The 13,282-nt window shown below is 34.4% G+C and carries 7 protein-coding genes; 3 read left to right on the top strand and 4 right to left on the bottom strand.

All coding sequences use genetic code 11. From position 1 onward, the window contains the following. Window positions 1–37: 37 nt before the first annotated feature. Together M2326_RS06830 and M2326_RS06825 are read right to left on the bottom strand one after the other, a co-directional pair. Window positions 38–3,463: a transglutaminase family protein gene (locus M2326_RS06830; protein ID WP_264618811.1), complete on the bottom strand. Its 3,426-nt coding sequence runs from the start codon at window positions 3,461–3,463 to the stop codon at window positions 38–40. 147 nt (window positions 3,464–3,610) lie between these two features. After that, a complete protein-coding gene (locus M2326_RS06825; RefSeq protein WP_264618810.1) occupies window positions 3,611–4,453 on the bottom strand; it encodes a transglutaminase-like domain-containing protein in 843 nt (280 codons plus the stop codon). A gap of 84 nt (window positions 4,454–4,537) precedes the next feature. Here M2326_RS06825 and M2326_RS06820 point away from each other — a divergent pair, with 84 nt between their 5' ends. From M2326_RS06820 to M2326_RS06810, 3 genes are all read left to right on the top strand, one after another. Next, window positions 4,538–7,120, top strand: coding sequence for a circularly permuted type 2 ATP-grasp protein (locus M2326_RS06820; RefSeq protein ID WP_264618809.1), 2,583 nt, complete (start codon window positions 4,538–4,540; stop codon window positions 7,118–7,120). Next, entirely contained in the window at window positions 7,110–7,979 is an 870-nt protein-coding gene (locus tag M2326_RS06815; RefSeq protein WP_264618808.1) for a transglutaminase family protein, read from the top strand. The genes M2326_RS06820 and M2326_RS06815 overlap by 11 nt, the downstream gene beginning before the upstream one ends. Window positions 7,980–8,103: 124 nt before the next feature. Next, window positions 8,104–8,784: a DedA family protein gene (locus M2326_RS06810; RefSeq protein WP_264618807.1), complete on the top strand. Its 681-nt coding sequence runs from the start codon at window positions 8,104–8,106 to the stop codon at window positions 8,782–8,784. A 219-nt stretch (window positions 8,785–9,003) separates the two neighbouring features. Here M2326_RS06810 and M2326_RS06805 read toward each other — a convergent pair whose 3' ends face one another. Continuing rightward, window positions 9,004–11,358 carry a hypothetical protein gene (locus tag M2326_RS06805; RefSeq protein ID WP_264618806.1) on the bottom strand — a complete coding sequence of 785 codons (2,355 nt, stop codon included), beginning with the start codon at window positions 11,356–11,358 and terminating at the stop codon, window positions 9,004–9,006. 255 nt (window positions 11,359–11,613) lie between these two features. Continuing rightward, window positions 11,614–13,242 carry a chaperonin GroEL gene (groL, locus tag M2326_RS06800; RefSeq protein ID WP_264618805.1) on the bottom strand — a complete coding sequence of 543 codons (1,629 nt, stop codon included), beginning with the start codon at window positions 13,240–13,242 and terminating at the stop codon, window positions 11,614–11,616. Window positions 13,243–13,282 lie beyond the last annotated feature (40 nt).

The following is a 13,282-nucleotide window of genomic DNA, read 5'->3' as shown; positions in this document are numbered from 1 at the left end:
CACTGCTATCCCTCACGCAAAACGGCCCAGCGGATAATTAGTTTTTTGCAGTCCAAAAATGTCTTAAATCTAAAGTGTAAGGGTATTCAGGATTGATTAATTCAATTGGAGTGTCATGTTTTAAGTCTGATTTTGATTCGACCAAAAATCTTGAAGTTGCCGTGCTGTTGGCAGGCGTCTCAAACTCTTTGTTTTCCATAGCAGAACCTGGCGTATGTCCAAAGTCCCAAAAACGACTCATTTTTCTAGACTCTGCTTCAAAACTATTTACCGGAAGTGTGTCAAAACTACGGCCTCCAGGATGTGTTACAAAATAAGTACAACCACCAATCACTTTGTTGTTCCAAGTATCTACAAGGTCAAAAACGAGTGGTACATCAATACCAATATTTGGGTGTAAAGCAGATGGCGGATTCCATGATTTATATCTAATTCCTGCAACATATTCTCCTTTTGTCCCCGTACTTCGCAACGGAATTCTACATCCTTTGCACAGTAAAATATGTCGTTCGGGTACAATTCCAGAAACTTTTACTTGTAAGCGTTCTAAAGATGAGTCTACAAAACGAGAAGTTCCAGAACTTGATAGCTCTTCTCCCAATACGTGCCAAGGTTCTATTCCGAGTCTTATTTCTAGTTGAACATTGTCAATGGTAACCGTTCCGTGGTGTGGGTATCTAAATTCAAAGAAGGGATCAAACCAAGAAATGTCAAAGTTATAACCAGAATCTTTCAAATCATTTACCACATCAATCATGTCTAGATAAGCAAAATGCGGCAACAAAAATTTGTCATGCAATTCAGTTCCCCAACGGATTAGTTTTTTCTCATAAGGTTCTTTCCAGAATTTAGCGACCAAAGCACGAACCAATAAATTTTGAACTAAGTTCATGTGCTTGTGTGGTGGCATGTCAAAAGCGCGAAGCTCCAATATCCCTAGTCTTCCTGTCGAAGAATCAGGAGAATATAGTTTGTCAATACAAAATTCTGTTCTATGTGTGTTTCCTGTAATATCAGTCAATAGATTTCTGAAAATTCGATCCACCATCCAAAATGGAACTTCTTGTCCTTTCGGGATTTGGTCAAACGCAATTTCCATTTCGTATAATTTCTCATCTCTTCCTTCGTCAATACGAGGCGCTTGACTTGTAGGCCCTATAAAAGGTCCAGCAAATAAGTAACTCAATACTGGATGGTGTTGCCAATACGTAATTAAACTACGCAACAAGTCTGGTCTTCTTAATAACGGACTATCTTCGGGTTTTGCTGCTCCAAGAGTAACGTGGTTTCCTCCACCTGTTCCGGTATGACGGCCGTCCACCATGAATTTGTCGGTTCCCAAGCGAGATAAAAAGGCTTCTTCATACAAAGCAGTTGTATTGTCTACAATTTCTTGCCATGATTTGGCTGGATGGACATTTACCTCAATAACACCAGGGTCTGGAGTTACCATCATTTTTTCAACGCGGTAATCCGATTTTGGTTGATATCCTTCTATACGAACGGGCATTTGTAATTTCTCAGCCGTATTTTCTATAGAGGTGATCAAGTCGACATAATCTTCCAAATAATCAGTAGGAGGCAAGAAAATGTAAATAATCCCTTCGCGTTCCTCTATACACATTGCAGTGATAAAAGTATCAACTTCAAATTGGTTAGGATTTTTTTCTTTCTCTTTCTCCTTTTCTTTGGTTTCTTTTTTGGTTAACATTAGTTTGGCATTTTTGAACATTTTAACAATGGTGCCATATCTTTTTTTAACTTTGTCATTGTAATCGCCAAGAGGTGATAGGTCCTCAAACGGACTTCTATCAACAACTGCTTCTCTAATGTTTTTGGACGTTTGTGGGAGTGAGTCCAGTGGTAAACGCAAGCCAATTGGTGAGTTTCCAGGAATTAAAAAACAATTGCCACGTCTGAATTCCCATGCGCAACTTTCCCAGTTATCAGCTACATGATCTTTTCGCAAAGGCAATACAAATCCCGAAGGGTTGTTTAATCCTTTTTCAAGTGTTTTTGCCAAGTTGTGGCGTTCAATAGAGTCTTTTAAATTTACCTTTAACGGATCTAAATTAATTGGTAGTTTACCTTCTTCCAATGCCCAATATATAGGGTCCTCATAAGTAGGAGTTATGTTTTGAGTGTCAATTCCTAAGAATTTCGTCAATTCGGCAGCAAATTTTTCAGCATCATGAAACGTAAAACTAGATTCCCCTTCTTTAGCAACTAATGTATCATTTTTCCATAAAGGCAATCCATCTTTTCGCCAATACAATCCATATTGCCAGCGCGGAAATAATTCGCCAGGATACCATTTTCCTTGACCAAAATGCAATAAACCACCATGGGCAAAACGTTTTTTTAATCGCAAGGCTAAGTCATAAGCAAGTCTACGTTTCATAGGGCCATCGGCGGTAGTATTCCATTCGTCAGCTTCGTAATCATCTATTGATACAAAGGTAGGTTCACCACCCATTGTTAAACGAACATCACCTTCAATTAGATCTTTTTCAACTACATTTCCAACTTCCATGATGTCATTCCACTGATTGTCGGAGTAGGGTTTTGTAACTCTAGGGTCTTCATGAATGCGTGTAACTTTATTTTCAAAATCAAACGTTACTTCGCATTTACCAGTCGCACCTGTTACTGGTGCTGCGCTCTCATAATGAGGTGTGCAACACAACGGAATATGACCTTCACTGGCAAAAAGTCCAGAGGTAGGGTCAAGACCTATCCATCCTGCTCCAGGTAAATAAACTTCTACCCAAGCATGCAAATCAGTAAAATCAGTTTCGGGACCAGATGGGCCATCAAGTGATTTTTGGTCGGGTGCTAGTTGAACAATATATCCGGAAACAAAACGTGCGGCAAGGCCAAAATGGCGTAACACATGTATAAGTAACCAAGCAAAGTCACGACAAGATCCACTCTTAATACGTAGTGTTTCTTCAGGAGTTTGTACCCCAACTTCCATTCGCAAATTATAGGTAAGCTCGTTGTAAACGGCCTGATTGATAGCTACCAAAAAGTCGTTGGTTGGTAAGGGGTTGCTTATTTTTAAGCCTTCCATGAACTTGAGAAATGTAGGGCTCTCTTCTGTTAAGGGTAGGTAGGCAGTAAGTTCTTGCTGCAGGGTTTTGTCATAGGTAAAAGGGAATTGTTCTGCATATTCTTCAACAAAAAAATCAAAGGGATTGATTACTTGTAGTTTTGCAATCACTTCTACTTCTACTTTTAACTCCTGTACAGGGTCTGGAAAAACAACTCTAGCTTGATAATTTCCAAATGGATCTTGTTGCCAATTGATAAAGTGATTTTCTGGACTAATTTTGAAGGTGTATCCTTCTATTTGAGTTCTGGAATGTGCCGCTGGTCGAAGCCTAAAAACATGAGGGAATAATTTGACACTACGGTCAAAAGTATAGGTTGTTTTGTGTGAAATTGCAATTTTAACAGCCATAAATATCGAGTTTTTTTGTTTCTAAATTTTAATAAAAATACAATTTTTATATCGGTAACTCATTAAAAAAGAATCACTAATTATATAAATATCAGAATGATAATTTTAAGAGTATAAAGTTATGTATAATGTAATATTATTTATTATTTAATAGGATATGAAAAAATCTTCGGATAAATCGAAAATTTCGGATTCTTGATTAGACAGTGAACATTCAATATTCATAGAGTTGCAAAAAGCATTGCCAAAAAGTGTTGCTACTGCAATTTCAGATCCATCTTTTCCGTCCGCAATTTTGACTAATTGATTTAAGTTTGCCAATCGTGTGGGGTCAAAAAGAATCCATTTATTACCTAAGTAGGCTTCAAAACAAGCATGAATATCAGGAGGGTAGATATTGCTGGCGTAACAAGTGAAATAACGCGCAGGAATGTTTAATGATCTGCATAGTGCGATACCTAGGTGAGCAAAATCTTTGCAAACACCTTCCTTTCTATTCAAAGTGTCATAAGCAGTTGTGTTAGCGTTAGATGAGCCACTCACATATTTAATGTTGTTAAAAATCCAGTCATCGATGGCTACCGTTTTTTCTAAATCAGTTGTGATGTGACCAAAAATAGTAAAGGCAAATTCCATTAATTTATCCGAAGGACAATTTCTTGTCGGCGTAAGAAAAGGAATGATTTCATGCTTCAAGTTATAAATAGAAACATTTTTCAAGAGTTTTTTTTTCGCAATCCACTTGTAGCTTACGTCTACCTGTGCTTGGTATGTAATAGTGAATGGTATGTATTCGATCGCTTGAAGTTTAATGAAACGCGTTTTAGAACCTTTCAAACTGTATTCCTTGTAAGGTAAGTTGGGGGTGATTTCTAAAGATTCGGATATAATGGACTGATTTGTGGCGAGGCTTAATGCCTGAATGTTAAATATGAATGTTGTGGCAGCATAAACATCATACTGGATTGTTGTTTTAAGTGTGAATTCCATGAAGTAAATGTACTAATATTGAGGGCAATCAGTCCCGTTTTCTTAAAATTTAATGTAGATTTGTTGCGACTTTAAAAATCTTAAATGAGCACGCCATTATCTTTTATAGATTCCTATAAAAAAACCATAAAATCATACGACGAAATAATTGACAAAAACGGACAGGTAAAGCCTTATTGGGTAGCCCTCTTTGAAACCCTTGAAAAGGTAGGTATGGAGGAATTAGCCATTCGTAATGTAGAAATTATTAATCGACTCAAAGAGAACGGAGTTACTTATAATGTATACGATTCGGAAAATGGATCTGTACGTCCTTGGAAACTCGATCCAATCCCTTTTATTATTCATCAATCAGAATGGATTGAAGTTGAAAAAGGGTTAATTCAACGCGCAAAGTTATTAGACTTGATCTATAAAGATATTTATGGAGAGCAACTTTTAATCAAAAATAATATTATTCCGGCAGAATTAGTTTTTGATAATACTGGTTTTTTAAGACCTTGTTTTGATGTTACCCCAAAAGAATTTCATCAATTGACTATTTTGGCATGCGATATTGCTAGAGGTCCAGATGGGAAAATGTGGTTGTTAGACAATCGTGTGCAGTCACCATCAGGTACGGGTTATGCCCTTGAAAACCGTATTGTAATGGCGAATGTTTTTCCAAAATTAAATAAAGATATTCATCGTAATAAACTAGGACCTTATTTTAATGAGTTACAAAAAACAGTTGGGAAGTTTGGAACCAATTCGGATAATCCTAATGTTGTGTTTTTATCTCCAGGAGAAGGCAATGAAACCTATTTTGAACATGTTTATCTTTCTTCCTATTTGGGATATAACTTAGTAGAAGGAAGTGATTTATTAGTTAGAGAGGGTTATGTTTGGTTGAAGACGATTGACCAATTAGAACGTGTAGATGTTATTATTAAACGAGTAGATGATTTATGGTGTGATCCTTTGGAATTGAATAGCAATTCCTTATTGGGTATTCCAGGTTTGTTACAAGTGATGCGTCTTGGGAATGTAACAGTTATCAATCCTCCTGGAATAGCTGTACTAGAAAATCATGGATTGATGGCTTTTATACAAAATGCGTGTAAATTTTTATTGAAAGAGCCACTAATTATGAATTCGACTGCTACTTGGTGGTGTGGACAAGTGAAAGAGCTTAATTATGTTTTGAATAATTTACCTAAATTAATTATTAAAAAAACAAATAGAAATTTAGGTGTAAAATCAATATATGGACGTAAGCTAAATGAAAAAGAATTAATAGAATTAAAAGCTAAGATTTTAAAAAGCCCTAAAGAGTTTGTAGCACAAGAGGAAGTTAGCCTTTCGACTACTCCTTCATTAATTGAGGGTGAAATTGTTCCTAGATTGGCTGTAATTAGAGCTTTTCTAATTTCGGATGGAAAAGATTATAAAGTCATGCAAGGCGGACTAACTCGAAGCTCGGTGGTTGAAGATAAATTTCAAATTTCCAATCAATTTGGTGGAATATCAAAAGATACATGGGTTGTTACCGATAAAATAAAAGAGTCGGAAGAGGTTCCTATTCTACAGGATCAGGTTATTGAAGTTAAAAAGTCAAATCACGTTTCTAGAACTACAGCCCTAACTAGTAGAAATGCTGAAAATTTATTTTGGGTAGGTAGGTTGTCTGAAAGAACGATGGTTTTGACTGGATTTCTAAAAATAATCTTCAGTAGATTAAATGAAAATGTAAGTAGTCATGGTAAAAAACAACCAGAGTTTCTGATTGTTTTACTAAAAGCACTAACTCATCTCACACAGTCTTATCCTGGATTTGTAGGAGAAGATGGAGAAGAGGATGAGACTGTCTTTGAAAAACCATTAGCCGAACTAATTTCACTGATAAAAGATCAAAAAAAGGAAGGTTCTGTTGCTTATAATGTACAATCATTGTTGTATTCCATCAATCATATTAGTGAAAAATGGAATCATGATACTAAGAGGATTATAAGTTTAATAGAGGAAAGTTTGGTAGGCTTGAAAGAAGCAGAGGCCAGTAGTATTAGTAAAACTATACATAGCTTAGATAAGTTATATATCAGAATGATGGCTTTTTATGGTAATACTTATGAGACATTACCAAGAGAAAGCGGTTTCTTTCTATTCGAAGCAGGTAAAAATATAGAACGATTCTTGTCTCTTACCTCTGTAATTCAAACTTTGTTTTGTTTTAAGAGATCTGAAGACGTAGAGCAGCTTTTGTTGGAGTCGGTGCTCGAAAATCATAATTTACTAGCGCAATATAGAAGTATTTATAAGTCCCAAATCAATTTGGTAACTGTTATCAATATGTTGTTTTTGGAGAAAAATTCGCCTTACACACTGGCATATATATTGGATACACTCTCTTATAATATTGGGCAACTGCCTAAGAAATCAGAAATAAATCAATTGAGTATTGCAGAAAAGAAAGTACTAGAAGCAAGTACAATCATAAAATTAATAGACCCTGAAGAATTAGTTCAAGCGGATGAAGCAAATTACAGAGAAGTATTGGATGAGACAATAAATAATGTTTCTACACTTCTTTCTACAGTAACCAATGGACTTTCTAGTTTGTATTTTAATCACTCGGTGATGCAACTTTCCTTTTTAGACACTGAAAAAATTGATTCTGATGAAGTATAAATTAGTACATAAAACGACTTATACCTATGTAAACGCAGTGCATAATTACCAATGTATTATCTGTTTGCATCCTGTAAATTCAGCTTCGCAAGTTTGTGAAGATTATAAGTTAACAATAGATCCAAAACCTCAAAATCTATATCCAAGAAAAGATTATTTTGATAATACAAAATATTATTTTTCTATTTTAAAACCTCATAAAGTACTGCAAGTTACCGCTACGAGTATCGTTGAAGTACTACCGGTTGAATTACTATTTGTGAGTGCACTTACTTGCAACGAAGTATTGGAGATGTTTAAAACTAAATTGACTTTGAAAAACGAAATGCTTCAATATCAACTACCAAGTCCGTTTATTTTTTGGGATGATGAAATTAAGGTTTTCGCCGAAACCTGTTTGATTACAGATATCCCTTTTTATGAAGCAATATCAAAATTGTCGGCTAAAATATTTACCGATTTTGAATTCAAGTCGGGGGCAACTAGTATAAATACTCCGTTGAAAACTGTTTTGAAAGAGCGCAAGGGGGTATGTCAAGATTTTACACATTTGATGATTGCGAGTTTAAGAAGCATGGGGTTTGCTGCGCGTTATGTAAGCGGTTATCTAGAGACATTACCTCCAAAAGGAAAAGTTAAATTGCAAGGGTCTGACGCTTCTCATGCCTGGGTTTCTGTATATGTACCTGGAATGGGTTGGTGTGAATTTGATCCCACTAATAATATTGTTCCAGGTGAGCGTCATATTGTGACTGCCTATGGTCGTGACTATTCGGATATTTCACCTTTAAAAGGAATTATTTTCAGTTCTGGGCAGCATAAGGTTAAAGTTGAGGTAGATGTGATTCCATTGGGGTAAAAAAGTAGAATAAAAAAAATTACGATTATTCGTTAATAAAGGTTTAAAAAAACAGAATAAATTGTTGTTAAAATAAATTATACCTATTTTCACGGCAAATTTTACGCAAAAAAAATAATAGACTATGAGTGGCTTTGATTGGAAAAATTTAGTGGATCCCCTTTTTTATATTCATTTTGATATAAATGGTATAAAAGTAGGTTTGTTTATCGTCTTGTTTATTGTATTTGCTGAGACAGGTTTGTTTGCAGGGTTCTTTTTGCCAGGAGATAGTTTGCTTTTTTTGGCAGGAATCTACAATAGAGAATTAATAGAAAATATTCTAGTTTTTGAAAGTGATTTTGTTAATGTTTTTGTCCTATCGCTTTTTGTTGCAATTGCGGGAATATTGGGTAATATAATTGGTTATTGGTTTGGTGCCAAAAGTGGCTATTACTTATATAATAAAGAAGATAGTTTTTGGTTCAAAAAGAAATATTTAATTCAATCAAAAGATTTCTTTGAAAAACATGGAGGTAGAGCGATTATCTTTGCTAGATTTATTCCAATATTCAGAACTTTTGCGCCAATTGTAGCAGGAATTGTTTCGATGGAAAAAAAGAAATTTATGTTTTTTAATGTTGTTAGCTCTTTCTTGTGGTCTTTTGCATTGATTTTTGCAGGTCATTATTTATATGGCTTTTTATTAGAGAACTATCAAATTGATTTGAAAAATCATATCGAAATGATTATCATAGGGTTGGTGATCATCACCCTTTCACCAGTGATTATTAAATTTGCAAAAAAAGCTCCAGTAGACGAGTAGCGGAAGATGTCAATATAAGATATTATTAGAGCTGTATTGTTATTGCTATATTATATAAACAAATAAAGGAAAGCAAAATGCTTTCCTTTATTTGTTTATAGGTAATAATTACTTTTATAGCTATTAGTATGATTATAACTAGCTTATTTTAATTAGTACATGTAGCGTTCCTATTTGATTAAAAATAGGGGATTAAATAATAATCTATCAGGTTTTGATTTATTGAACAGGAATAGTTTGGATTTCTGAGATGGGTTGTCCGTCTGCAGCCATTCCTTCGATTAGAACTTTTATTTCTGTTTGTCCTGTTTTTGGAAATCTAAGTTCGTAGTTTGGATTTTCTTTGATCTCAATAGTAGGTGTCCAATTTAAAGTTCCAAAATAAAAATATTCTTTTTGAGATTCAAAACTAGCATTTTTAAATTCAATGTTTTTTGTAAATCCTGTTGTTACAATTAATGAGGTGTATTTTGCTCTAAAATAGTCGTTTTTGTCTGATCCAATTTTCAAGAATATTTTAATAGTTCCTGAGCTACTTGCCGATGTATCTGAAGCACCTGATTTATCAATGTAGATTTCGTCGACATCGTTGAGGTCAAGGCTGTATAATAGATTATAGTCAAATACAACCGCATTATCTAGGTAAACTGCTGGTGGGTTATCCGAGAAAGCATCTCTACTATTACGTATATACGCTGTATTCTCTTCAGGGTCTATACCTGTTTTAAAACCATTTCTTCCAATAAAATCTAATACATTACCAAATTCGGTATCATCGATTTTAAAAGCTGTTGCATTTATACTCATATCACTTTTATGAGTGAAAACATCTTTCTTAAACGTATTTTGGATGGTAACTCCTGCCAAGTCAACTGCGCCACCGTCAAAAGGGGATTTCGAAAATGAAAAACTAGTTTCTGGCTTTTTTTCTAATGGGCATACGTCTTTTTCAAAGCGTAAGGGCAGCATGAATTTGGATTCGTTAGGAGTAACTCGGGCTTCCATTTTTGTGAATTTCACGGCACTTTTTTCATTAATCATTTGAAGTAGGAAAACGGTTGAATCTTGTGCAAAGAAATTTTCAAATTTAAAATCACTGTTTTGATCGATAGCAGTTTCTTCAAAAACACTGTTTTTAAGTGAAATGAGGGAGATTCTATATTTAGAATTCCCTGAAGTGTTTTTTTCTACTTTTCCACTAATAGTGACTCCTTTATTGAATTTATAATTTATTTTTGGAGGGTTTGCTTTAATGTTATTCCAGAGAAATTTACTTCTATGCTGATTAAGCATTAGGAGTTCCATATCTTGCTTTTGGTTTTTGTTATTTTGGTCAAAATAAATGTAGTTATCATTTTCGGGATTTTCCAAGTAAGCATTTAGATAAAAAGTACCCATAATGGATTTATTTTGTGCTAAATTAATGTTATCATGTGGTAAAACACTAATGCTTAGTTGTGCTTGTTTGGTATTTGTTTTTCCTAATAATATAATGCTATCATTGGCAATTGCTTTAGCTTCAAGTGTAGTTTGTGCTTTTTGAGTAGCGTATTTATAAACCAATCGTTCTGTGATTTCATTGAGGTTTTCATCAAGTAAACGTATACTGTTTACTCCGTTTGATAGGAATTTCTTGTCAAAAAGTAAAACTTGCTCTGTCTCATCTCCTTTGAGTGTTAGTTCTTTTTGAATTGAATTACCATCCTGATGAATGAGGATAGTGTATTTTTTTCCTTTATAAGTTTCTAATCCTTTTTCATTTGTTTTTATGGCAACAGCTATGATATTTTTTGGTAAGTTGTTGTTATAGCTTAATGTAAGTCCTGTTTCGCTAATCTTTGGTAAAGGCTGTTGGATGTCAATTTTATCGGTTTTTATTTTTAAAGTATAGGACTCATTGGTTTCTGGGATAAAATAGAAGCTTCCATTTCCCATTTTGTTGGTATTAAGTTTTGTGATTTCATTTAATTTTGAGTCAACGATACTTATTCCTTCTACTTCGATTCCTTTTTGATTGCAATCTACAATTTTCACGCCTATGGTGTTGTTTATCGCATCAATAATTAGGCCTCCTTCTGGGAAAAAGGTTACTTGGGCCGTTTTATAATTCGGTTCTGTAGTTTTTAAATTATAGGGTTCACTTTTGTCGATAATTTCAATTTTCTGGGTGAACGAATCATCTTCATTAAAATTATTCATCCAGTTGGTATAAAAATGGAAATGATAAATTCCAGACTTGAATTTGTCTGTTAGATGAATCCCACCGGCAAAAGTCCCTTTGGATGTAAAAAGGAGTTGTTTTAATACAATTTGCTCTTGATTGTCATAAACAACTAATTGTACATTGGTTGTATTTGTATTTAGTTTTCCATTATTCTTGCTTAATACATAACCTTTAAAACCGATATCTTCATTGTTTACATAGGTATTCTTGTTGAATTGAACATGTATGTTTTCTCGGTCAAGCCTAAAATAGGATTCAATATATGAATTAATTTTATCGGAGTTATTAATAGTTTGTGAAAAAGAGTGCGCAAAAAATAGAAAGCTAATGATGGTTAGTTTTAATCTCATTTTGAGAAAAATGTTTAATTAGTTAAAAAAATCAATTGGTTATAATGTGTAAATTTAAGTAGTTATACAATACGTTATTGTTAATTAAATATTATTAACTATTCTTCATCTATATCTTGACTCTGAAATTCAAATTTCAACTTGTATTTTAGAATCGTAATTTAGACTTAATTTTTGTGAAATAGTTTAATTTTTGTATAAAAAAAATCCGTTCAAATAAATGAACGGATTTTAAAGTTTATAATGAAGTAAGACTTACATCATTCCAGGCATACCTCCACCACCATGAGAGTGAGCAGGACCTTCTTCTTTAATATCAATTAAAGCACATTCTGTAGTCAAGATCATTCCAGAAACAGAGGCAGCATTTTCTAATGCTACACGAGTTACTTTTTTAGGATCAATGATTCCAGCTGCAAGCATGTCAACATATTCATTTGTTTTTGCATTGTATCCAAAATCTCCAGATCCTTCAGCTACTTTTGCAACAACAACAGATCCTTCAAGACCAGCGTTTTCAACAATAGTTCTCAAAGGTGCTTCAATAGCACGAGAGATAATTTGAATTCCTGTAGCTTCATCAGCATTCTCAGCAGTAATGTCTTTTAAGGCGTTTTTTGCTCTCAATAAAGCTACACCACCACCAGCAACAATACCTTCTTCTACAGCCGCACGAGTTGCGTGTAATGCATCATCAACACGGTCTTTTTTCTCTTTCATTTCAACTTCAGAGGCAGCACCTACATAAAGAACAGCAACACCACCAGCTAATTTAGCCAAACGCTCTTGCAATTTTTCTTTGTCATAGTCAGAAGTCGAAGCTTCCATTTGACCTTTGATTTGGTTTACTCTGTTTTTAATCATATCTGCTTCACCAGCACCACTTACAACAGTTGTGTTGTCTTTGTCGATAGTTACTTTTGCAGCAGTACCCAACATTTCAAGTGTTGTGTTTTCAAGGTTGTATCCTCTTTCTTCAGAGATTACAGTTCCACCAGTCAAGATAGCGATATCCTCTAACATTGCTTTTCTTCTGTCTCCAAAACCAGGTGCTTTTACAGCAGCGATTTTTAAAGCTCCACGCAATTTGTTCACTACCAAAGTAGAAAGTGCTTCACCATCCACATCTTCAGCAATGATCAATAATGGTTTTCCTGATTGAGCAACTGGCTCCAATACTGGCAATAACTCTTTTAGAGAAGAAACTTTTTTGTCATACAAAAGGATGTATGGGTTTTCAAGTTCTACTTCCATTTTTTCAGAATTAGTTACAAAGTAAGGAGAAAGGTATCCTCTGTCAAACTGCATTCCTTCTACAACATCCACATACGTTTCTGTTCCTTTTGCTTCTTCAACAGTAATTACACCTTCTTTTCCAACTTTTGCGAAAGCAGTAGCGATTAGTTCACCAATTACTTCGTCATTATTAGCAGAAATAGATGCGATTTGTTTGATTTTATCTGAATCAGAACCAACAACTTTTGCTTGTTTCGCCAAATCACCTACGATTGCTTCAACAGCTTTGTCAATTCCTCTTTTTAAATCCATTGGGTTTGCACCTGCAGCAACGTTTTTCAAACCTTCTTTTACGATTGCTTGCGCTAATACGGTTGCAGTTGTTGTTCCATCTCCAGCTAAGTCGTTAGTTTTTGATGCTACTTCTTTTACCATTTGAGCTCCCATATTTTCCAATGGGTCTTTCAATTCGATTTCTTTAGCTACCGAAACACCATCTTTAGTCACTGTAGGACCTCCAAATGATTTTCCAATAATTACGTTACGACCTTTTGGTCCCAAAGTTACTTTTACTGCATTTGCCAATGCATCAACTCCACGTTTTAGTCCGTCACGTGCTTCAATATCAAATTTTATATCTTTTGCCATTTTGTAAGCTTTTAGCTTTTGGCTATTGGCTTTTAGGATT

It is taken from the genome of Flavobacterium psychraerolatum (assembly GCF_025960985.1).
Classification (GTDB): domain Bacteria; phylum Bacteroidota; class Bacteroidia; order Flavobacteriales; family Flavobacteriaceae; genus Flavobacterium.
Note: the sequence above shows the minus strand (reverse complement) of the source record. Positions and strands in the feature narration are given on the sequence as shown.

Excerpts from the sequence above, each read along its gene's own strand:
- M2326_RS06810 (WP_264618807.1), top strand. The coding sequence starts at position 8,104 with ATGAGTGGCTTTGATTGGAAAAATTTAGTGGATCCCCTTTTTTATATT.
- M2326_RS06815 (WP_264618808.1), top strand. The coding sequence starts at position 7,110 with ATGAAGTATAAATTAGTACATAAAACGACTTATACCTATGTAAACGCA.
- M2326_RS06825 (WP_264618810.1), bottom strand. The coding sequence starts at position 4,453 with ATGGAATTCACACTTAAAACAACAATCCAGTATGATGTTTATGCTGCC.
- groL (WP_264618805.1), bottom strand. The coding sequence starts at position 13,242 with ATGGCAAAAGATATAAAATTTGATATTGAAGCACGTGACGGACTAAAA.
- M2326_RS06805 (WP_264618806.1), bottom strand. The coding sequence starts at position 11,358 with ATGAGATTAAAACTAACCATCATTAGCTTTCTATTTTTTGCGCACTCT.
- M2326_RS06820 (WP_264618809.1), top strand. The coding sequence starts at position 4,538 with ATGAGCACGCCATTATCTTTTATAGATTCCTATAAAAAAACCATAAAA.
- M2326_RS06830 (WP_264618811.1), bottom strand. The coding sequence starts at position 3,463 with ATGGCTGTTAAAATTGCAATTTCACACAAAACAACCTATACTTTTGAC.